The sequence below is a fragment of the Heyndrickxia acidicola genome, from assembly GCF_001636425.1.
Taxonomy (GTDB): domain Bacteria; phylum Bacillota; class Bacilli; order Bacillales; family Bacillaceae_C; genus Bacillus_AE; species Bacillus_AE acidicola.
On the sequence record NZ_KV440953.1, the window covers coordinates 1 to 21,592 of the forward strand.

Annotated in this window: 15 protein-coding genes and 1 other annotated feature; of the genes, 10 read left to right on the forward strand and 5 right to left on the reverse strand. The window is 40.7% G+C overall.

Going from position 1 to position 21,592, the window contains the following annotated elements:
* Window positions 1–463 precede the first annotated feature (463 nt).
* Together A5N88_RS23960 and murC are read left to right on the forward strand one after the other, a co-directional pair.
* On the forward strand, window positions 464–2,713 hold the full coding sequence (locus A5N88_RS23960; protein ID WP_437177130.1) for a DNA translocase FtsK: 2,250 nt from the start codon (window positions 464–466) through the stop codon (window positions 2,711–2,713).
* Window positions 2,714–3,159: 446 nt separating this feature from the next.
* Window positions 3,160–4,470 carry a UDP-N-acetylmuramate--L-alanine ligase gene (murC, locus tag A5N88_RS00010; protein WP_066261459.1) on the forward strand — a complete coding sequence of 437 codons (1,311 nt, stop codon included), beginning with the start codon at window positions 3,160–3,162 and terminating at the stop codon, window positions 4,468–4,470.
* A 132-nt stretch (window positions 4,471–4,602) separates the two neighbouring features.
* On the opposite strand, the gene A5N88_RS00015 is transcribed toward murC, so the two are convergent.
* A complete protein-coding gene (locus tag A5N88_RS00015; protein WP_066261462.1) occupies window positions 4,603–5,718 on the reverse strand; it encodes an aminopeptidase in 1,116 nt (371 codons plus the stop codon).
* 288 nt (window positions 5,719–6,006) lie between these two features.
* Between A5N88_RS00015 and A5N88_RS00020 the strand changes: the two genes are divergently transcribed.
* Both A5N88_RS00020 and A5N88_RS00025 read left to right on the forward strand, forming a co-directional pair.
* Window positions 6,007–6,504: a DUF948 domain-containing protein gene (locus A5N88_RS00020; protein ID WP_066261465.1), complete on the forward strand. Its 498-nt coding sequence runs from the start codon at window positions 6,007–6,009 to the stop codon at window positions 6,502–6,504.
* 52 nt (window positions 6,505–6,556) lie between these two features.
* A complete protein-coding gene (locus A5N88_RS00025) occupies window positions 6,557–6,949 on the forward strand; it encodes a YtxH domain-containing protein (protein WP_066261467.1) in 393 nt (130 codons plus the stop codon).
* 168 nt (window positions 6,950–7,117) lie between these two features.
* Here the strand turns inward: A5N88_RS00025 and pilM are convergent, their stop codons facing one another.
* On the reverse strand, window positions 7,118–9,295 hold the full coding sequence (pilM, locus tag A5N88_RS00030) for a cell division protein FtsA (protein ID WP_066261469.1): 2,178 nt from the start codon (window positions 9,293–9,295) through the stop codon (window positions 7,118–7,120).
* A gap of 404 nt (window positions 9,296–9,699) precedes the next feature.
* Between pilM and A5N88_RS00035 the strand changes: the two genes are divergently transcribed.
* Both A5N88_RS00035 and ccpA read left to right on the forward strand, forming a co-directional pair.
* A complete protein-coding gene (locus A5N88_RS00035) occupies window positions 9,700–10,776 on the forward strand; it encodes a bifunctional 3-deoxy-7-phosphoheptulonate synthase/chorismate mutase (RefSeq protein ID WP_066261476.1) in 1,077 nt (358 codons plus the stop codon).
* Between the two features lie 703 nt (window positions 10,777–11,479).
* Window positions 11,480–12,490, forward strand: a complete 1,011-nt coding sequence (gene ccpA / locus A5N88_RS00040; protein ID WP_496197085.1) for a catabolite control protein A — start codon at window positions 11,480–11,482, stop codon at window positions 12,488–12,490.
* A 141-nt stretch (window positions 12,491–12,631) separates the two neighbouring features.
* Here ccpA and A5N88_RS00045 read toward each other — a convergent pair whose 3' ends face one another.
* The 3 genes from A5N88_RS00045 to A5N88_RS00055 form a co-directional block, all read right to left on the reverse strand.
* The gene (locus A5N88_RS00045; protein WP_066261482.1) at window positions 12,632–13,804 is read right to left on the reverse strand and encodes an acetoin utilization protein AcuC; all 1,173 of its coding nucleotides are present in this window, start codon (window positions 13,802–13,804) and stop codon (window positions 12,632–12,634) included.
* The gene (locus tag A5N88_RS00050; RefSeq protein ID WP_066261484.1) at window positions 13,801–14,448 is read right to left on the reverse strand and encodes an acetoin utilization AcuB family protein; all 648 of its coding nucleotides are present in this window, start codon (window positions 14,446–14,448) and stop codon (window positions 13,801–13,803) included. The genes A5N88_RS00045 and A5N88_RS00050 overlap by 4 nt, the downstream gene beginning before the upstream one ends.
* A gap of 106 nt (window positions 14,449–14,554) precedes the next feature.
* On the reverse strand, window positions 14,555–15,187 hold the full coding sequence (locus tag A5N88_RS00055) for a GNAT family N-acetyltransferase (RefSeq protein ID WP_066261486.1): 633 nt from the start codon (window positions 15,185–15,187) through the stop codon (window positions 14,555–14,557).
* Between the two features lie 402 nt (window positions 15,188–15,589).
* On the opposite strand from A5N88_RS00055, the gene acsA reads away from it, so the two are divergent.
* The 4 genes from acsA to A5N88_RS00075 all read left to right on the forward strand — a co-directional run bounded on the left by acsA (window position 15,590) and on the right by A5N88_RS00075 (window position 21,532).
* Entirely contained in the window at window positions 15,590–17,308 is a 1,719-nt protein-coding gene (gene acsA / locus A5N88_RS00060) for an acetate--CoA ligase (RefSeq protein ID WP_066261488.1), read from the forward strand.
* A gap of 474 nt (window positions 17,309–17,782) precedes the next feature.
* Entirely contained in the window at window positions 17,783–18,172 is a 390-nt protein-coding gene (locus A5N88_RS00065) for an NUDIX hydrolase (RefSeq protein ID WP_066261490.1), read from the forward strand.
* Window positions 18,173–18,729: 557 nt separating this feature from the next.
* Window positions 18,730–18,942, forward strand: a binding site (T-box leader).
* 164 nt (window positions 18,943–19,106) lie between these two features.
* The gene (gene tyrS / locus A5N88_RS00070; protein WP_066261492.1) at window positions 19,107–20,369 is read left to right on the forward strand and encodes a tyrosine--tRNA ligase; all 1,263 of its coding nucleotides are present in this window, start codon (window positions 19,107–19,109) and stop codon (window positions 20,367–20,369) included.
* 371 nt (window positions 20,370–20,740) lie between these two features.
* Window positions 20,741–21,532, forward strand: a complete 792-nt coding sequence (locus A5N88_RS00075; protein ID WP_066261494.1) for an alpha/beta fold hydrolase — start codon at window positions 20,741–20,743, stop codon at window positions 21,530–21,532.
* Window positions 21,533–21,592 lie beyond the last annotated feature (60 nt).

The following is a 21,592-nucleotide window of genomic DNA, read 5'->3' on the forward strand; positions in this document are numbered from 1 at the left end:
ATTCCGCTTTCCGGTTGTTCAGGACCCAAAGGTGAAACCCGAGCCGACAATGAGGGAACGACCGATTTCAGAAAAGCCAAGGCATCCGATTTCAGAAAAGCCAAGGCATCCGATTTCAGAAAAGCCAAGGCATCCGATTTCAGAAAAGCCAAGGCCGCAGTATACACGTTCCTTCTCTCCTGAAAAAAAACCGGATACACCAGTAAAAACAGTAAAAGTCAAAGAGCCTCAGCACGAATGGACGCGGAAAATAGAACCCAAGGCAAAGCAGCCATTTAAACCGACTGCGATTCCTTCGCCTATCTATGGGTTCAATAACCGTCCCAAGAAGGAAAAAAAAACAGAAGTTCCAGAGTTTGAATTAAAGGGCGGAATGTTTGAAGGCTATCCTTTTAAAAAAACAGATCGCATTCCGATTAAAGAGTCATTGGTAAAACAGGCGCCGTCAACAAATAAACAGGTCATGGTACAAGAGAAAGAGAGTTTGAAGGAAGAGGCTCGTCCTTCTCCTGGAGTTTTTGAAAAAACGTTACCTCAGAATCAAACCCATGAATCAGAAAGTAAATATGGGGTGGAGGAGTCCAGTCCATTCCGGGGTTCTTTCCAGCCAGTGGAGCAGCAAAGTCACTCCAGAATGGAAGAAACACCCGAAAAAGTAATGGCAATAGAAGTGCCAAAGCTTGATAGTGGCGAACAATTAAAAAAGGAAGCAGCATCCTCCACTGAGCAACAGGTCTATGCAGAAAAGCTAAGAGAGGAACGCAAACAAAATGTTCCCCATGATATGAGTGAGAGCATTGAGGAAGAGACGATGGAGGCTATAAATGCAGATCCACCAGCAGAAGGAATCAATACCCCTGTACATATTTTGCCTCAGGCACCGCAGAGCAGACTGGGATTAGATGAAAAGGAAGATTTGCCTTCAGAAAAAGATTTAACTTTAGAGGAGCTTCAGCCGATTGAAAGAAAGGCAGATCCTGAGGCTATCCAGGGGAGTATAGCCGATGAAGCAGCTGAAATAGAGGAGAATGTGCCTGACACGCTTGAATTGGATACACGTAAAGAAGAGGAGCCTGCGATAAAAAGACGCTCCCATATTCCCTTTAATGTCATTATGCTGAAGCAGGATAAAAAGAAGCGGGAGCATATTCAGCCTAATATACCGGACACAGCCGTTATGAAGGAAGAGGTTTCCGTTACCAAGGAAACTGTACTCGAACAAGCTGTACAGACTCAGGCAGTGGAGGACTATCAGCTGCCCCAATTGAGTGAAGTAGCTTGCGAGGGAACATTTGTTTATCCTTCGATTGATTTACTGACCCCGCCTGTAAGCAGAGAAATGGATGAAGAGTGGATTCGTGAACAAAGCGAGGTTCTGGACAATACATTAATTAACTTTAATGTTCGCGCAAAAGTGGTTAACGTCAGCCAGGGACCCTCTGTTACGCGGTTTGAAATCCAGCCTGAACCGGGAGTCAAAGTAAATAAGATTACAAATTTAACAGATGATATTAAATTAAGCCTTGCTGCAAGAGACATTCGAATAGAGGCGCCGATTCCCGGAAAGCATACAGTCGGAATCGAAATTCCAAATGAACAAAGCCGTCCGGTATTCCTAAGTGAGATTATTGAAAGCCCCGCTTTCCAAGAAAGTACGTCGCCCTTAACAGCAGCGTTAGGATTGGATATTTCAGGGAAACCTATTATTACGGATTTACGGAAAATGCCCCATGGTCTAATTGCAGGTGCAACAGGCTCTGGAAAAAGTGTTTGTATTAACTCCATTTTGGTGAGCCTGCTTTACAAAGCATCTCCAAGAGATTTAAAGCTCCTGTTAATTGATCCAAAAATGGTGGAATTAGCACCATATAATCATATTCCGCATTTGGTCAGCCCGGTTATCACGGATGTAAAAGCTGCAACAGCCTCATTGAAATGGGCGGTTGAAGAAATGGAAAGGCGTTATGAACTCTTTGCTCATGCAGGCGTGCGTGATATTACACGTTTCAACGAGATGGCAGTGAAGCATAGAAGATTCAATGAAAAGCTGCCTTTCATTGTGATTATCATAGATGAGCTTGCAGATCTCATGATGATGTCTCCTGATGATGTAGAGACGGCTATCTGCCGTATTGCACAAAAAGCAAGGGCATGCGGTATCCATTTAATTGTTGCAACACAGAGGCCGTCAGTGGACGTTATCACTGGACTGATTAAAGCGAACATCCCAACAAGGACTGCTTTCTCTGTTTCTTCTCAAATCGATTCTAGGACAATTATTGATATGGGAGGGGCAGAAAAGCTTCTCGGGCGCGGGGATATGCTATTCCTGGAAAATGGTTCATCCAAACCGCAGCGCTTGCAGGGAACGTTTGTCTCAGATGAAGAAATTGATCTTGTTGTTGCTCATGTCAGAAATCAAGAAAAACCTAATTACCTTTTTGAGCAAGAAGAGCTTTTGAAAAAGTCGCAAATTCAGGAAGAGGAAGATGAATTGTTTTATGATGCCTGCGAATTTGTCATTGATCAAGGCGGTGCATCCACTTCTCTTTTACAAAGGAATTTCAGGGTAGGATATAACCGTGCTGCCCGCCTGATTGAGATGATGGAAAGTCAGGGGATTATTTCGGAGCCGAAAGGAAGTAAACCAAGGGATATTTTAATTACGATGGATGAATTTCTCTTAATACAGGATACTAATAAAGAATCATAAAAGCATGATTCTAAGTTATCGGTAAGGCCCTGCTCATTCTTTTAGAAATGGTGGCTGGGCCTTATCAAATGTTCAGAGCATATATAATATGTAAATGTTGACATTTACATATTTACTCTGATAATTGGTGCGGTTATTCGGAATTTTTGAGGGACAAGAAGGCAAAGTGAGACTCACGTAAGAGCAGTTTACACAGAGAAAATTCCCCGTGGAAAGCGAGTGCCTGGGAAGGGAATCAACAGCCAATTTCTAAATGAAATCTGTTTTCAATTCATACAGGAATTTTATTTCCATGTTCACTCCGTTTAAAAAGTGATATACTTGTTTGGTATGATCTTTTAAGGGGCTCGTTTTTTGGACAATCCTGAAAGTTCATGCGTATTTTTAGCAAATGATAGTTCGTTATCATATACTGCATACATATAGACATTGTTGGAGGTTCTATTATGACTGTATACCATTTCGTAGGCATTAAGGGATCCGGTATGAGTGCACTTGCACAAATACTTCACGATATGGGCTATGAGGTGCAAGGATCAGATATTGAAAAGTATTTTTTTACCCAAAAAGCCTTAGAGGATTCAGGTATAAAAATATTACCATTCCAGCGCGAAAATATTCATCCTGGCTTAACCGTCATTGCCGGTAACGCGTTTCCTGATACACACGAAGAAATTGAAGAAGCATTGAAGCTGGGCATTCCTGTTATACGATACCATAAATTTTTGGGGGACTTTTTAGGCAGGTTCACAAGCGTGGCCGTTACGGGTGCGCATGGGAAAACCTCCACAACAGGCCTTCTTGCTCATGTGATGAAAGGGATAAAACCAACTTCCTATTTGATTGGAGACGGAACTGGCAAAGGAGTTAAAGATGCTGAGTATTTTGTATTCGAAGCATGCGAATATAGACGCCACTTTCTTTCCTATTCCCCTGACTATGCCATTATGACAAATATTGACTTTGACCATCCTGATTATTTTGCCAATGTGGACGATGTGTTTTCGGCATTTCAGGAAATGGCCATGCAGGTGAAAAAAGGAATTATTGCCTATGGCGATGATGAACAGCTTCAAAGAATTCAAGCCAAGGTTCCGGTTCTTTTCTATGGATTTGCTGAGGAAAATGATTTTCAGGCCAGAAATATAGTGAAAGTGGAATCAGGTACTCAGTTTGATGTACAGGTACGGAACAATTTCTACGCCACTTTCGAAATACCTACCTTCGGCGACCATAATGTTTTAAATGCACTGGGTGTCATTGCATTATGCCATTACGAAGACGTTGACACGGAAGCTGTTAAAGAGCATTTAAAAACATTCACTGGTGTAAAAAGAAGATTTACAGAAAAGCAGATTGGTTCCCAAATTATTGTAGACGACTACGCTCATCATCCTACCGAAATCAAGGCAACCATTGACTCAGCCCGTCAAAAGTATGCTGGACGCAAAATTGTGGCGGTTTTCCAGCCCCATACTTTTACAAGGACGCAAACGTTCTTAAATGAATTTGCGCAAACTCTAAGTGAAGCAGATGAAGTGTTCCTTTGTGAAATTTTTGGCTCTGCCAGAGAAAATCATGGGAAGCTATCCATCGAGGATTTGCAGGGGAAAATTGAGAATGCTCATATTTTAAGTGAAGAAGATACTTCGCCGCTGTTAGCGTTGGATAACAGTGTCATTCTCTTCATGGGTGCAGGTGATATTCAAAAATTCCAGGCTGCCTATGAAAACCTGTTAAAGACAAAAGAAGCATAAGCCTAAAAAGATGATCTCTGCATCCAGCAGGGATCTTTCTTTTTTGGGCTGTATGAAATGGAGAGTAGCTTTTCCTTTTTAAAATACCCTCCTAGGCAAGGTGAATCCACTGCAGAAGGGTATTTATTTTCATTATTTAAGGTTTTCCGGGTTTAATCCTTTAAGCTCTGGAATGACAAACAAACCATCTTTACGGATTAGGACATCATCAAAATAGATTTCTCCTCCGCCGTATTCAGGCCGCTGGATAACCACCATATCCCAATGGATGTTGGAATGGTTGCCATTGTATGCATCGTCATAGCATTGGCCCGGAGTGAAATGGAAGCTGCCGGCAATCTTTTCGTCAAATAAAATATCCTGCATAGGATGAAGAATGAACGGGTTTACTCCGATGGCAAATTCCCCTACATAACGTGCACCTTCATCGGTATCAAAGATTTTATTGATGCGCTCTGTATCATTGGAGGTTGCTTCTACAATTTTTCCATCCTTAAAGGTCAGCTTTACATTTTCAAAAGTGAATCCCTGGTATGGTGAAGGGGTATTGTATGTAATGGTGCCATTGATGGATTCACGGACGGGTGCGGTATACACTTCGCCGTCAGGGATATTCAGCCTTCCTGCACATTTAACGGCAGGGATGTCCTTAATAGAAAAAGTTAGGTCTGTCCCTTCGCTTACTAGGCGGACTTTATCCGTGCGATTCATAAGTTCTACCAGCGGAGTCATGGCTTCATCCATTTTGCTGTAGTCTAAATTGCACACATCAAAATAAAAGTCTTCAAATGCCTCTGTGCTCATTTTTGCTAATTGAGCCATAGAAGAGTTAGGATAGCGAAGAACCACCCATTTTGTTTTTGGCACGCGAATATCACGATGAACCTTTTTGCCGATGGTATTGCCATGGATTTTCATTTTATCAGCGGGAACATCTGCATGTTCATTAATATTGTCGCCAGACCTTAGGCCAATATAGCCATCCATTTTTGCCATAACTTCAGCTTCAAAATCAGCGATCATATTAAATTGGTCTTCTTGTGCACCCATTAAAAGGGCACGGTCCACCTGAGTGTCCTTTAAAGAAACAAAAGGATAGCCTCCTGCAGCATAGGCTTCTTTTACAAGGGCTGTAACAAGTTCCTTTTGAAGGCCGAAGTTTTCTATTAAAACTTTTTCGCCGGGCTGCAATTGTACAGAATAGTTAATTAAATTTTTTGCCAATGTTTCAATACGCGGATCCTTCATATATAATAATCCTCCAAGAAAATAATAGAATACAATACTATTGTAACCAAAAAGTTGAAAATTGGGAGAGAAAAGAGTGTTTGTTTAGAAAAAAACTTCTCTTCTAAAAGAACCCCTTGGAGAAAAGAGGCGTTTTATGAGAAAATAAATAAGATGAACCAGTTGTCCTTTGGTCCTAGGCTGGCGGCAGGAAGGAAATGTCGGGCTTAGTCTCGAATGACATTAGAGAAACAGTGTTTATCTTATTTATACGCGGGTATTATTTATTTACATAGGAGGTGCCAAGGGATGATTATTATTTTGTATTTAAGTATTGCGCTTATTGCAATCGCGTTTTTGATTCTCGTTATCAGTCTGACAAAAACGTTGAAATCTGTAAGCGTCACACTTGATAGTATTTCAAAAACCGTAGACGGATTAGAAGGGCAGCTAAAGGGTGTGACTGGCGAAACAACGATGCTGTTACATAAAACCAATGAATTAGCCCTCGACATCCAGGAGAAATCCGAAAAACTCAATGCGGTTGTTTATGCTGTTAAAGATGTAGGAACCACGATTTCGGATTTAAATAACTCTGTTAAAAAGGTGACGACAAGCATTTCTTCCACTATGGTCAGGAATCAGGATAAAATTTCACAAGTCGTTCAGTGGGGAAGTGCGATAAAGGAATTAAAGGATAAGTGGACTGAAAAAAAGGTTAAAAAGCAGGATCAGGAATTTGTGGTGGACAAGGCAACGTCTGATGTAAGCAGAAGACCACGCCGTGCAAGAATGCACGATCAATAATTTTTGAAGGAAAAAAGGGCTTCCTATTAAAATGAAAGAGGAGGAATTAAAAATGACAGTGACAGAAAATAGACTTAACGAATTAGAGGAAAAAAACAGTTCAAAAGATTTTTTTGTTGGTGCGATCATCGGCGGTGTCATTGGCGCAGCAGCAGCGTTACTGCTTGCACCTAAGACGGGGAAAGAACTTAGAAATGATCTGAGCGGACAGATGGATACCCTAATGAATAGAACAGATCAATGGAGAGAGGTTGCCGGACAAAAAAGCAATCAATTTGCGGCAGCAGCCATGGAAAAAACAGGCCAAATGAGAGATATGGCAATGGAAAAGGGCAATCAGTTAGTAGGCGCAGTTAAAGAAAAGACCCAGCAAGCAAAAGAGCAGGGTACTGAAGCCATCAAAAATACATCAGACGAAATGCAAAATATATCAGCAGATGAATAAAAATAGGACGAAATGAGGGGCAAAATGCCTTTTATTTCGTCCTTTTTTCTAAGACTCTATTAAAGATAATTGTTAATTTTTCGCCCTTGTGGATTTGATGATACAAGACACACCAGCTGCAAGCGGAACGCGAGTGCTTGAATTCAACAGGCAAGATTAACAAGAACATTAATAATGCATGTTTTGCGGACGAGCGGAAAACGGCCATACAATTTCCAATTGGTCACCCTCTGAAATTTCTTCGTTAAAAGATGTCCGTTCTTTATTTTTGAGAAGCAAAAATTTCCCCTGCCCATTTTGGGGCATCTCAATTTCTACATGGCGAAAGATATCCTGGAAAAGAAAGGGTTCGGATTCTCTTTGCTTTATTTCAATTGCATCACCAGGCACCAGCACATCCGTTTCCCTTAGTCTATTGCCTTTTTTCCATATATCGGCACACGGCTTGAAAATAGTAATTTGTTCATTGTTAAAAAATACGGTCAGCTGAGAATATAAATCTACTTTTTTTACTTCAGCAAAATTGGACGCTGTTGGAAGCAGACGCTTGACAACCTGTATTTGATCGCCATCCTTAAAAGAGGAAGAGGCTCTTGCTTCTTTACCATTTATCGATAATTTGCTGGAGAAGGAGGGAATAAAGGTATCCTTGCCATTTACAACTAAACGGAATGTTTTCAATTCATTCAAAAGAGCTTGCAAATTCAGGGATGTAAACAGCTCTTCCAGCGTTTCAGGAAACGATATTTCCAGCTCATCGTGATCCTCTGCCCATTCATTCTCTGCAGCATCTCTTCCGTTTTTTAAAATCCTCATACGAACGGTGTATTCCCTGTCGTTAATAGTGACTTTCTTACAGGGGATATCATCCAGGAGATCCTTTATCTTTATTTGCGCCGGATTCCCATCCGCTCCTTTTATAGCAGTTATCCAATCACCATTTTCAATCCTTTCATCCAATTGGCATTCTACATTGTTCCTGAGGACTTTACCCCGCAAGCCGTGTTCGCCTGGAATGGTGATGGTTTGGCCGTTTAACGAAATTATGGATGCCATTCCAGGTTTGCCATGAAGTGAATTGATTTTTAAGCCCGAGGCCAACAGGCAGTCACCGACGGTTAATTGCTTTATATCAAAAAGTCGTATAGGCTGTTCGTTTACATAGGCTGTAACATAATGCACAGGGGTTTGTTTGCTGGCAATGGCAATTCCGATTGGCGTAACAAATTCAGGGCTTTCAGGAATATTTTCTGAAAGTGTTAATTGCTGTATGGCATCAGTCCCGCGAATCGCCACTCGATTTGCAGGCAATCCAAGCATCTCTGCAATTTTTTCCGAAATGCCCGGTGTCAGGCTGCCACCGCCAACTAGCATAACTGCCTGCGGGGAAGATTTGTTGTTCAGAAATAAAATTTCTTTTGCAATCTCATCAGCAAGACGGTCAATAGAAGGGGTAATGCCCTTGATGACATCCTCTGTGTTACATTCATTTTCATATCCCAAGATATCTGTAATTCTCAAGGAGCTTTTCGTTAGCAGTTCTCTCTTGGCTTGTTCCGCGTGTGGAAAATCGAGGAGAAGATAATCGCTAATGGCTTCTGTAATCTCGTCTCCTGCCAAAGGCACCATTCCATATGCAGCAATTGTGCCTTTACTTGTGAGGGCAATATCTGAGGTGCCCGCACCGATGTCCACCAATGCTACGTTCAAGCGGCGCATAGACGCAGGAATTAAGACATTAATAGCGGCAATCGGTTCCAGCGTTAAGGCATCCATTTCTAAATTTGCCCTTGTCAGTGCTGAAATCAGGGACTCTACTACTACCCTGGGCAGGAAGGTTGCGATAATTTCAACTGAAGCTTCCTCGCCTTTCTGATCGATTAAACTTCCGATTACTTCACCATCGAGGCGATATTGGAAAACAGAGTACCCGACACAATAATAATATTTGCTTTTCTCAACAGGAAATTTCTCAGCTGCAATGGCTTGTGCTTCCTGAATCGCACTCAATTCCAGATGGAGGATGTCCTCCTTCGTCATCATGGGTTTTCCGTTTATAGGAATGCTCACCTGCGCTTTTTCTGTTTTTAAGGAACGTCCTGCAGCTGCCACACAAACAGAACGAAGAGGGCCATGCTTCTCCTCTAATATATTTTTTACTTCCCTGATCACTTTTGAAACGGCCACGACATCATGGATCTGTCCATCGAGCATTGCCCGTTCTTTATGCTCCCGTACGACCAGGTCCCTTACAAGATACTCCTTTTGGTTTGCTTCCTCCAGAATAATTCCCACAACTGATCGCGTACCAATGTCTAAGGCAAAAATATTCTGTTTTTTATTCAATTGATACACCTTCTTTGCTCATTGTCATGTTTGCTTTAATACATAAAAGCGTTTAATTGATAAAGTTTTCTCCGTGACATTTTTAAAACAATGCATTATAATTAGGCCTATTATTAAAAATATGGCTCTGTTAAATTTCTATGTTGATAAGTGCTCGTTTTTTATTTCATTTATGTGAAACAGCCGTTTTACACAAACGACCTAAAAACACCAGATTGCTTTAGCAAAGCCAATATATAAAAATATAGCTAACTGAAAAGGGATATTAGCAAAAAATCTGTTTCTTGCAGACTGTCTGTGAATCCAGCTAGAATGGGATCTTACTAAAATGTATCACAATGGCAGGGCAAAATAAAACGCCGCTTTAACAAAAAATTCCGTGTTCAAAGAAAGGATGTTTCGTTGTGGGAAATCAAGGACTTGAGCAATTACGCAAAGAGGTAGAAGCTATTAACCTGAAAATGATTGACTTAATAAATGAAAGAGGCCAGTTGGTCCAAGAGATTGGAAGGGTAAAAGAAACACAGGGGATTAACAAATACGATCCTGTACGTGAGCGTGAAATGCTGAATATCATCAAGGAGTATAACGAAGGTCCTTTTGATAACTCGACCATTGAACATTTATTTAAGGAGATTTTTAAAGCTGCGTTGGAACTGCAACAGGATGACCATCGCAAGGCATTGCTTGTTTCCCGTAAGAAAAAGCCTGAGAACACAATCATTGAAATTAAAGGGGAGCAACTAGGCGACGGTAAAGCCCATTTTGTTTTCGGTCCATGCTCCGTTGAATCATACGACCAGGTGGCAGAGGTAGCAAGAGCCGTTAAAGGCAAGGGACTTAATCTGCTTCGCGGAGGCGCCTATAAACCGAGGACTTCCCCGTATGACTTCCAAGGCCTTGGATTGGAAGGGCTAAAGATATTAAAGCAAATTGCTGTTGAATTTGATTTAGCTGTCATTAGTGAAATTGTGACACCTGCTGATATTGAAAAAGCAGTAGATTATATTGATGTAATCCAGATCGGCGCCCGTAATATGCAGAACTTTGAATTATTAAAAGCAGCTGGCGCCATTCAAAAACCGGTCTTGCTTAAAAGAGGCTTAGCTGCAACCATTGAGGAATTCATTAACGCGGCAGAATATATTATGTCACAAGGGAATGGGCAGATTATTCTATGTGAACGCGGTATCCGGACATATGAAAGAGCGACACGGAATACCCTTGATATTACGGCTGTTCCAATTTTAAAACAGGAAACGCACCTGCCTGTATTTGTGGATGTGACCCATTCTACTGGAAGGCGTGATCTTCTCCTTCCTGCTGCCAAGGCTGCTCTCGCTATTGGAGCAGATGGAGTAATGGCAGAAGTCCACCCGGATCCTGCAGTGGCTCTTTCTGATTCAGCACAGCAAATGAACTTAAAGCAGTTTGACCAATTTTATGAAGAGTTGAGTGCTATGCAGGGGATTCGCCTGTAAATTCAGCTGTTTAGAATTATCATTTTGAGTAAGGGTTAAGTAGTGAAAGCTAACCAGCTTATAGAGAAGAGAATGTTACAGGCATAGCTTCCGGTTTTATATCGGTTAGCTATGCTTCTTTTTGTGTTTCTTCTTTTATAAGGGAATTGATAATAGGGAGATAGGGAAGAATAAAAAATAGTATTCACATAGAACAACTAGTTTAGTACAAGGACTTAGTTGTTTTTTAGCTCATTTGTGTGAAACGGTAGATTCACACGCCTTTCAGCAAAAGCTGAAAGGTTACAGGAAAGAAAGGAATCAAAAGCAAACAAGTTTGCTTTTGATTCCTTTCTTTCCTGTAAAATAAGCTAAAATACGAGCAAGTATCCATTTTGAAACTTAAAAAAGTAATCCTTTTTATAAAATTGAATCTTGCTTTTAACTCTAAACAAGAGGTAAAATTATATGTTAGGATCACATTTGATAAATGCTTGCCGGGTTGAAGGATGTAATGCACAGCCCTATAGAAAAGCAGCCCTTCGGAATATAATTCTTAAATTTTTATCTATATTGCAGGATATTTTAGTCTTTTGTTGGAATATGCTATAATTTAATAATTGTTATTGGTTAAACTTTAACTAACAGCTAAATTTTACACAATGCTGCTTATAAATCACATAAATGATCTGAATGAGCGAAAGTATATGTTGAAAAATGGAGAGTGATAAGTAAGATGAACATTACAATATATGACGTAGCACGGGAAGCCAATGTTTCAATGGCAACTGTATCCCGCGTAGTCAATGGAAACCCGAATGTTAAACCTGCAACACGAAAAAAAGTAAATGAAGTAATTGACAGGCTGGGTTATCGCCCAAATGCGGTTGCGCGTGGTCTTGCAAGTAAAAAAACCACTACTGTCGGTGTTATTATTCCTGATATTTCAAACATTTTCTTTGCAGAGCTGGCAAGGGGAATTGAAGATATCGCTACAATGTATAAATACAATATCATTTTAAGCAATTCAGATCAAAACAAAGAAAAAGAACTGCATTTATTGAACACCATGCTTGGCAAGCAGGTTGACGGCATTGTCTTTATGGGCGGCCATATTACGGACGAGCATATTACTGAATTCGAACGTTCACCTGTACCGATTGTACTGGCAGGATCTGTAGAACCAAGCGGCAAAATTCCATCTGTCAATATTGATTATCGCAAGGCTACTTACGATGCCACTGAAATGTTTATTTCAAAGGGACATAAAGAGATTGCCTTTGTTGTCGGACCTCTTCATGATCCAATAAACCATGATCAAAAGTTATCTGGATATAAAGAAGCATTGGAAAAAGCAGGTGTTTCCTATAATGAAGATCTTGTATATGAAGGTGACTATACATACGATTCAGGAATCGAAGCGTGGGAAAAATTGCGTGACCTGCCTAATAAACCTACTGCTATTGTGGTAGGAAACGATGAGATGGCCCTTGGTGTTGTCCATGGAGCTCAGGATGATGGGGTAAACATTCCGAATGAGCTTGAAGTCATTACGTCTGATAACACTCGTTTAGCTCTTATGGTTCGTCCACAGCTGACATCCGTTGTCCAGCCATTGTACGATATTGGTGCTGTCTCTATGCGTCTTTTGACAAAGTTTATGAACAAAGAAGAAGTTGCTGAAACTACGGTTATTCTGCCACACCGCATTGAAGAACGGCGTTCAACAAAATAATAGTAAAGGGAACTCACTATTAGTGGAAAAGAGAGTTCTAAAAAAGAGCCCTGCATGATTTCAGCAGGGCTCTTCTTTTAAATAAATTGAAACTTTTCATTAAGGGAATAAGCAGATGCTTTCTGGTTTTCTTCCATCCCGTCAACCATTCTTCTTTATGCCTTGGTTTTGTCTGATAAATTGGATCGTTTTATCTACGGTCTGTCGGTTCTTTTCTGTTATTTCCGGTTTCCTCGGTATGGGTTTATACATATCTGCCGGATCCTCCCATGAATCGGGAAGAGTATAGGGAGACATTGACTGCCATTTTTGAATCCATGCTGCAGGCAGATTTTTTGGGCAGCGGCGATCGGTCATTTCCAGCCATATGAGGGACCAGGCTCTTGGAACTACTCTCCAAATATCATAACCTCCGCCTCCGATGGCAATCCATTTTCCACCGCAATATTTATGGGCAAGCTCGTGCGCCACTTTTGGTATTTCTTTATAAATGTTCATTGTGGCACAAAGGTGTGTCAATGGATCGTAATAGTGTGCGTCCGCTCCATTTTGTGTCACGATAATATCTGGTTTAAAAAAAGCAGCCACTTCATGGATAGCAGCTCTGTAGCTTTCCAGCCACGATTCATCCTCTGTAAATGCATCCAATGGGACATTGAATGAATACCCATATCCTTGGCCGATTCCCCACTCGTTTACATTCCCCGTACCTGGAAAAAGATATCTCCCGGTTTCATGAATAGAAAATGTACAAACCTTGTCACAATCATAAAAAGACCATTGCACACCATCTCCGTGATGTGCATCTGTATCAATATAAAGCACCCGGGCATTGTATTTTTCCTGAAGATATTTAATGGCTACCGCACTGTCATTATAAATACAAAAGCCTGAAGCTTTTCCTCTAAAACCATGATGCAGCCCGCCCCCTAAATGAAGTGCATGGTTTGCCTGGCCTTCCATTACCATATCAACCGCTGTAAGTGTTCCTCCCACTATTAAGGAACTAGCTTCATGCATATGGGGGAATATGGGAGTGTCCTCGGTTCCAAGTCCATAATTTTCTGCTGTCTCTTCCGGAAGGCTTCCCTGCCCTGCCTTCTTAACTGCCTGGATAAAATCATAATCGTGATTTAAATACAATTCTTCCTCTGCAGCCGTTCTTGGTTCTATGATTTCATCCTTATTAATTGCGCCCATTTGCTCTAAAAGATCCAGGGTTAATTTGATCCTCATTTGATTAAAAGGGTGGTCACCCGAAAAACGATATTTTAATAGATCATCCGAATAGATAAAAACAGAATCCTTTTTCATTCTGATATCCCCGGCATATTGGGCCATAAAACTGTATACCCTTCGTCCTTTAAGTGTTGGATGAGGGTAAGGGGGTTCATCGTATTGACTCTAAAAACAAGAATTTTGGAATGAGGATCACTTTTATCCGGATAAACTAGAAGGCTGTGTACATTCACGCGGTGCTTTTGAATAATTCCTGTTATTTCATGCAGTATGCCGGAACGATTGGGAACTTTAAGCTCTATTTGCGAACCAGGCTGGTCAGCTCCGGTGATTTTGACCATTGTATGGAGAAGATCAGTGCCAGTTATGATTCCGACCAGTTTTTGATTTTCCAGGATTGGCAGGCAGCCAATTTTGTTTTCATAAAAAAGAACCGCTACTTCCTCAACAAAGTCGAGTGGATGACCAGTTAGTATATTTGTTTTCATTAATTTTCTCAACGGCAGCTCCACGGAAGGATTTTCAGGGGAGTTTAAAAGCGAATTTGATAAAACTCCCTTAATATCTCTTTCAGTTACGAGCCCCGCCAATTCATCCAGCTCATTAATGAGAGGAATATGGCGGATGGTTTTCTCTTTCATTAAAGCAAGGGCCGCCTGCACTGTATCATCTGGTTTTAAGGCAGCAACATCTCTTGTCATAATTTCTTCCACGATCATCTTGCTTCACTTCCTTTTAAAGAGAGTCAACAATTGGTCTTTGGAGAATCGTCTAGTAATCTGGGATGCTGTATGTTTAGTTTAAAAAAACACAAATTCGAAAAAACTAATACATAAATCGGTTCATAAATCGTAAACGGTCAAATCTTTCAATAGAATCACGGTCAACCTTGCTTCCAAATCGGACCATAAGGCAATTGGCAGGATGTGAGCATATTTCCGGATCATCTGTTGCGAGATATTCAAGACCTCCCGCATTCATCATTTTCTCCATGATCTTTCGATACTCCCAGACATTCAAGCCTGTGCCTTTCATGTCCCAATGCCAGTAGTATTCTGTTGTAATGGTGATATAATTTTCCATTGCCGGATCCATCATGGACAGCTTCAATAAATTTTTCCCTACCGAATTTCCTCTGAATTTTGGGATGACCTCAATGGCACCTAATTCTATTAAATTCTCCATGTTTCCCTGGGACCATCTTTCCAGAGGGTCGGGATAGAGGTATGTGACATATCCTACAATTGTATTCTGTTCTCTCGCTATAATGATTCTTCCTTCAAGCAAATCGGCGATTTCGATTAAAGCCTTGTGCTGCTTCTCGGGTGGGCGAAAAGCAACCAATCCCTCGTGAAAATCAAGAGAGGCAAGCTTGGATGCCGGAACAGGCCCTTCAATCACAATAATACCCTCTGTCGTATCTAACTCCATAGAATGATACGTTTTTGTATGTTCCATCAATACACCCCCTTTTCGTTTAAAAAATAGTCTGATCGCCTCGTTATTGGGCAAATATCACCAATGAATTTAGACAACATAATATTATTGGAAAATATTTTTATACCGATTATACTGCCTGATGAGAAGTGCAAAAAGGAGAAGAATTCTATCTGGCAACCGTATGTAAACGCTAGATGAGAACACTTTCAAACAAGAAGTAACTGCACAAACAGCAGGTCTCCAACATGCCCTATAATAGCTGATTTCTTTCTCTTATGCCTACTATCATACTACATCTTTTCAGACTTTTGGCGGAAAAAGAAGCCTATTTAGGCAAGTGGAAAAAGATTTAAAAAATTGTGAATACGTATATTTTATATTATAATAGTTTTGTAAACTCTAACAAAGGGGGACATGAAGATGAATGTGGTAGCGTTGCCAGCGGTAAAAGGGGATTACAATCTAACTAATTATGATGAAACCTATAAACATTTTGATTGGAAAGATGTTGAGAAAGAATTTACATGGTCGGAAACAGGCAAGGTGAATTTGGCCTACGAAGCAATCGACCGCCATGCTGAAGGCTTTCGAAAGAACAAGGTAGCGCTTTATTATTCTGATGATTCCCGTGATGAGAAATATACATTTAAAGATCTAAAGGAACTAACGAACAAAGCGGGAAACGTTTTGAAGGAATACGGCGGGGTAGAGAAGGGTGACAGAGTTTTCATTTTTATGCCCAGATCACCAGAGCTTTATTTTGCCCTTCTTGGTGCGGTAAAACTGGGAGCCGTTGTCGGACCGCTGTTTGAAGCATTTATGGAAGGAGCTGTTCGTGACCGTTTGGAGGACAGTGAAGCAAAAGTGCTTGTAACAACCCCGGCACTTCTTGACCGTGTTCCAGTGGACAAATTGCCAGCTTTAAAAACCATTTTTCTTGTCGGCCGCGATATAAAAGAAGATGAAAAACAGATTGATTTTCTCAAGCACCTGGCTGATGCCTCCAAACAGCTTGAGCTGGAGTGGGTGGATAGAATGGATGGACTTATCCTTCATTATACCTCTGGCTCTACAGGAAAGCCTAAAGGGGTGCTGCATGTCCATAATGCCATGATTCAGCATTATCAAACAGCTAAATGGGTATTGGACCTTAAGGAAGAGGATGTATACTGGTGTACAGCCGATCCTGGCTGGGTGACGGGAACCTCATACGGCATTTTTGCTCCGTGGCTTACAGGAACATCGAATGTGATTGTAGGGGGGCGCTTCAAGCCCGAGGATTGGTATAAAACGATTGAAAAGTTTGGCGTAACTGTATGGTATAGTGCCCCTACTGCTTTTCGCATGCTGATGGGAGCAGGTGATGAAATCATCAAGAAGCATGATTTAACATCACTTCGCCATGTCTTAAGTGTTGGAGAGCCATTGAACCCTGAGGTCATCCGCTGGGGCAAGAAGGTGTTCGGCCAAAGAATCCATGATACTTGGTGGATGACGGAAACAGGTGCACACTTAATCTGCAATTATCCTAGCATGAATATCAAGCCTGGCTCCATGGGAAAACCGATTCCAGGAGTAGAGGCTGCCATTGTAGATGATCAGGGGAATGTTCTGCCCCCTAATCGGATGGGAAACCTGGCTATTAAGAAGGGCTGGCCTTCCATGATGCAGACAATATGGAATAATGAGCCTAAATATCAGTCTTATTTCTTCCCGAATGGCTGGTATGTGTCCGGAGATTCTGCCTACATGGATGAGGACGGGTATTTTTGGTTCCAGGGACGTGTTGATGATGTCATCATGACTTCAGGAGAAAGGGTAGGGCCTTTTGAGGTAGAAAGCAAGCTTATTGAACATCCTGCGGTAGCAGAAGCAGGTGTTATTGGCAAGCCTGATCCTGTCCGCGGAGAAATTATTAAAGCGTTTGTTGCTTTAATGGATGGATACGAGGAATCGGATGAATTAAAAGAAGAAATTCGCCAGTTTGTGAAAAATGGTTTGGCAGCTCACTCTGCACCACGCGAAATAGAGTTCCGCGATAAGCTTCCAAAAACAAGAAGCGGGAAAATCATGCGACGTGTGCTAAAAGCATGGGAGCTGGACTTGCCTGCAGGTGATCTATCGACAATGGAAGACTAACTTTGACAGTCCAGTATCCTATTTAGAGAAGCATAATACTTACCGGACAAGAAAAGAGGGTGACTCAATCGCTAAATGGAGTCACCCTCTTTTACTACAGAATAAAAAAGGTAGATGGATTTTTCTATTTAGTTTTAGTGAACCGAAAATCACTTAATACGAGTTCAAAAATCAAGCCAAACGGATCTATGTTAATCATTATAGTCTAATCAATATGGAAGAAAGATTGCTATGATGAGGGGCTCCCGCTCGCCCGCGGAAAGCGAGCGCCTGCAGCAGAAATCAACGAGCGGAAAAAAAGATACTGTATCCAACGTCATCTGATATCATTTGACCTTTTGGAACAGCCTCATTTTCCTTATTCGGAATGTAATCGAAGCATGGGAAAACGGCATGAGAGGATAAATGCTATTCCAAAAGAACCGACAGGAAAATGAAAACATATTGTAAAGGTAGAGGGGGGTTCTTCGGTATTTGAGAAACAGAGGATCAGTAGTCCTTATAAAGGATAACACGGTTTGCCTGATAAAAAGAAAGAGAGACGGCTTGGTGTATTATGTATTCCCGGGCGGCGGTATAGAAGAAGGAGAGACACCTGAAGCAGCCGCTGAGAGAGAGGCACTGGAGGAGCTGGGAGTAAAGGTTGAAATTCATAAGTGTATCTCTAAAATTGAGTATCAAGGTACGCAATACTTTTTTCTTGCAGAAATATTGGATGGAGCTTTCGGTACTGGAAGAGGAAAGGAATACACAGATAAAAATAGAGAACGCGGAACATACTTGCCAATGTGGGTGGAGATAGATAAATTGTCCGCTCTAAATGTAAAACCAATGGAAATGGCATTGAAAATTCAATCGTTATAGATCTAGGCTGTTTTCGCATAGATTGTTGCTTTACATACAAAAGGTAAATCTGTATGTTGCCTGCCTTCTTGGCATCTCTTCGTATGCAATTCTAAAGTTTTTTTATGAACCTAAGGTATATCATCATTTTTTGTCAAATAGCAACAAGGTTTACGAAAAAGAGCCTTTATCAAATAGGCTCCGTTAAGATTCCATATTGATCCTGCTCGTTATTCAGCTCAGCTAAAAAACAACAGATTCTTTTAACATAGCTATATAATATGGCAATATAAGTAAGCCGTTTTTCGATTGTATCAATGTGGGAGCAGTTACATATGTTAATATGAAGATAAAACAAAATTTTTAATGGAAAAGCATGAACGGGGCAGAAGAAAGCAGAATCCCTATTATCAATTGGATTATCCAAAACGGTATAGACTGAGAACGCATAGTGATATATATGTGAGTTTGACAATAGCCAAAATGTATGGTAAAAAAGAGTAAGTATGTTAATAAGGACTTTTTCATTATATTGCTTACTGAGTGACGAATGATAAAATCTGAATGTAACTGAATATGAAAAGGCTTTGAAAGGCTGAAGTAATCTTGCTGTCCCTGTTTAAAGAGAGTCGGTGGAAGGTGCAAACCGATACATATAGCTAAGATGAATTACACCCTGGAGCTTTTATTGTGAAAATAGTAGCAATAAACGGTTATTCACCGTTATTTTTGACTTAAGTGGAGAATGATTTCTCAAGTTGGGTGGTACCGCGATTATAATCGTCCCTTCGTTATACGAAGGGGCGTTTTTATATTCATTGCGAATACCTTGTGTATGGCAAGTGAAAAAAGAAAGAAATCCTTTCTGCAGAAGTGATGGTAGAGAGACTGCTTAAATGAATTTTGCTATTATTTATCTTTACAAAGCTTATTTATGATATGAGGAGTGAATACAATGAATTTATTAGAGGATTTACGATGGCGAGGTATAATTTACCAACAAACGGATGAAGAGGGACTTAAAGAAACACTAGAAAATCAGCATATTTCTCTCTATTGCGGTGTTGACCCTACTGCTGACAGTATGCACATCGGCCATTTACTTCCCTTTTTAACCTTAAGAAGATTTCAACAGCATGGCCACCGTCCGATAGTTGTAGTCGGCGGAGCCACTGGGCTTATTGGAGATCCAAGCGGAAAGAAAGAAGAAAGAAAACTTTTGACTTTAGAAACTGTTCAAGAAAATGTTCAGGGACTTCAAAAGCAGTTTGAGAGAATTTTTGATTTTAAAGGTGAAAATGGGGCTGTCATGACCAATAACTATGACTGGGCAGGCTCAATGAATCTTGTCACATTCCTTCGTGACTTTGGAAAGTATGTCGGTGTAAACTACATGCTTGCTAAGGATACCATCGCCTCCCGACTTGAAACGGGAATATCGTTTACTGAGTTTACGTATACAATCATCCAGGCGATGGACTTTTTGCACCTTTACCAAAACTATGACTGTAAGCTTCAAATTGGCGGAAGTGACCAATGGGGCAATATTACAACAGGCCTTGAGCTGATCAGAAAAGTTGAAGCAGAGGGTGCGAAAGCATTTGGTTTGACCATTCCGCTTGTAACAAAAGCAGATGGAACCAAATTCGGTAAAACAGAGGGCGGAAGTGTATGGCTTGATCCTGAAAAAACATCACCGTATGAGTTTTATCAGTTCTGGTTTAATACGGCTGATGCCGATGTTATAAAATACTTGAAATTCTTCACTTTCCTCGGCAAGGAAGAAATTGAACAGCTTGAACAGTCTGTCCAGGAAGAGCCGCACATTCGTAAAGCCCAAAAGGTATTAGCGGAAGAGATGACCAATTTGATCCATGGGGAAGAAGCGCTTAAGCAAGCCATTAAAATAACGGATGCGCTATTTAATGGGGATATTCAGGCTTTGACTGCACAGGAAATTAAACAAGGATTTAAAGACGTACCATCCTTTACTCAAAGCCGTGGGGAAGAAATAGGGCTGGTGGATTTACTTGTTAATTCAAAAATTTCACCATCCAAGCGCCAGGCAAGAGAGGATGTTGCAAACGGAGCCGTTTCTCTTAATGGAACGCGAATCACCGATGTTCAATATGTCCTGTCAGCGGATGATCGGATTGAAGATGAATTTACTGTAATTAGAAGAGGAAAGAAAAAGTACTTTTTAATTCAATACGCATAAGCGGGAATGGCCAAAGGATTCTTTGGCCATTTTTTTGATTAGAAAAAAATAATGTAACGATATTGTTTCTGTCCAGCTGTAATTCCTTTATCTCAGTCGAAGACGGCGACATCATATGCTTGATGAGCAAGGAGCTTGAGCAATTTTTGTTGTCAGTTTTTATATATTTTACTATAAAAAACTGAATGTAGAATCGGAGTCAAGGGCTTTATCAAGTCAAAAAACCAAGGATTTTAAACTGGAAGATCAATAAATTGATCAATTCAATGGTTCCTTGATAAAATAAAAATCGAAATTCAACTTTTTGAAAATTCATTTTTGTGAGGAAATATATTTTTAGTACTGAGAAAATTTACATAGGGGTGATAACAATGCCAGCTTTTATTTCAAACGGTGCACGTCTCTATTTTAAAGAAGATGGGGAGGGAGCTCCATTAATCCTGCTCCATGGTCTTCACGGAAGCAGCAGGATGTTAAAAAAAGAGATCAGCCAGTTGAAAGAACATTTTCGCGTCATTGCTTTAGATGCACGAGGGCATGGGGAGTCAGACAAACCGCAGCATTACACCATGGAAGATCATATACAGGATGTAGTCAATTTGTTAAATCATCTCAAGCTTGAAAAGGTCTTTCTTTTGGGGATATCTATGGGAAGCTATATTGCACAAGGTGTTGCGTCAGCTTATCCCAAACGAGTTGAAAAGCTGGTTCTGGTCGTCCCAAAAGGTCATGGGAAAACTTCCTCCATGCAGGAACTTCTCGACCGGCATGCACAAGAATTAGAGGGGCTGTCTTTTGCTGAACAATTCAGCTATGTTAGCAAATATATTTTTCATAGTAGCGCAGCAATCCAAAATGCTTTCAGTGAATTTTATGCAGACAAAGCGATGCTGACCTCTCCTCAGGAGCAGGATGCCTCCAACAAGGCAATAGAAGGATTTAACTTTCTGAAGGATTTAGAGAAAATAACTGCTAAAACATTGGTCATCAGCGGAAAATATGATGGTTTAAACCCTCCGGAGAGAGGCAAAGAAGTAGCATCTAGAATACCGGATGCTGCCTTTATTGAATTCATGCATTCAGGACATGGGCCAAGTATTGAAGAGCCAGAGCGTTTTAAAAAAGAAGTCATAAATTTTCTCTCAGAGGAAAATAAAAATTGATTGATACAAATATAGGACAGATTGGCCTATGAATAATCAAATTACGTAAATACCTTTAGC

Coding starts and splice junctions, on each gene's coding strand:
- tyrS (WP_066261492.1), top strand. CDS start 19,107: ATGAATTTATTAGAGGATTTACGATGGCGAGGTATAATTTACCAACAA.
- A5N88_RS00015 (WP_066261462.1), bottom strand. CDS start 5,718: ATGAAGGATCCGCGTATTGAAACATTGGCAAAAAATTTAATTAACTAT.
- A5N88_RS00020 (WP_066261465.1), top strand. CDS start 6,007: ATGATTATTATTTTGTATTTAAGTATTGCGCTTATTGCAATCGCGTTT.
- A5N88_RS00045 (WP_066261482.1), bottom strand. CDS start 13,804: ATGAAAAAGGATTCTGTTTTTATCTATTCGGATGATCTATTAAAATAT.
- A5N88_RS23960 (WP_437177130.1), top strand. CDS start 464: ATGGTACAAGAGAAAGAGAGTTTGAAGGAAGAGGCTCGTCCTTCTCCT.
- A5N88_RS00050 (WP_066261484.1), bottom strand. CDS start 14,448: ATGATCGTGGAAGAAATTATGACAAGAGATGTTGCTGCCTTAAAACCA.
- A5N88_RS00055 (WP_066261486.1), bottom strand. CDS start 15,187: ATGGAACATACAAAAACGTATCATTCTATGGAGTTAGATACGACAGAG.
- acsA (WP_066261488.1), top strand. CDS start 15,590: ATGAATGTGGTAGCGTTGCCAGCGGTAAAAGGGGATTACAATCTAACT.
- murC (WP_066261459.1), top strand. CDS start 3,160: ATGACTGTATACCATTTCGTAGGCATTAAGGGATCCGGTATGAGTGCA.
- A5N88_RS00025 (WP_066261467.1), top strand. CDS start 6,557: ATGACAGTGACAGAAAATAGACTTAACGAATTAGAGGAAAAAAACAGT.
- A5N88_RS00075 (WP_066261494.1), top strand. CDS start 20,741: ATGCCAGCTTTTATTTCAAACGGTGCACGTCTCTATTTTAAAGAAGAT.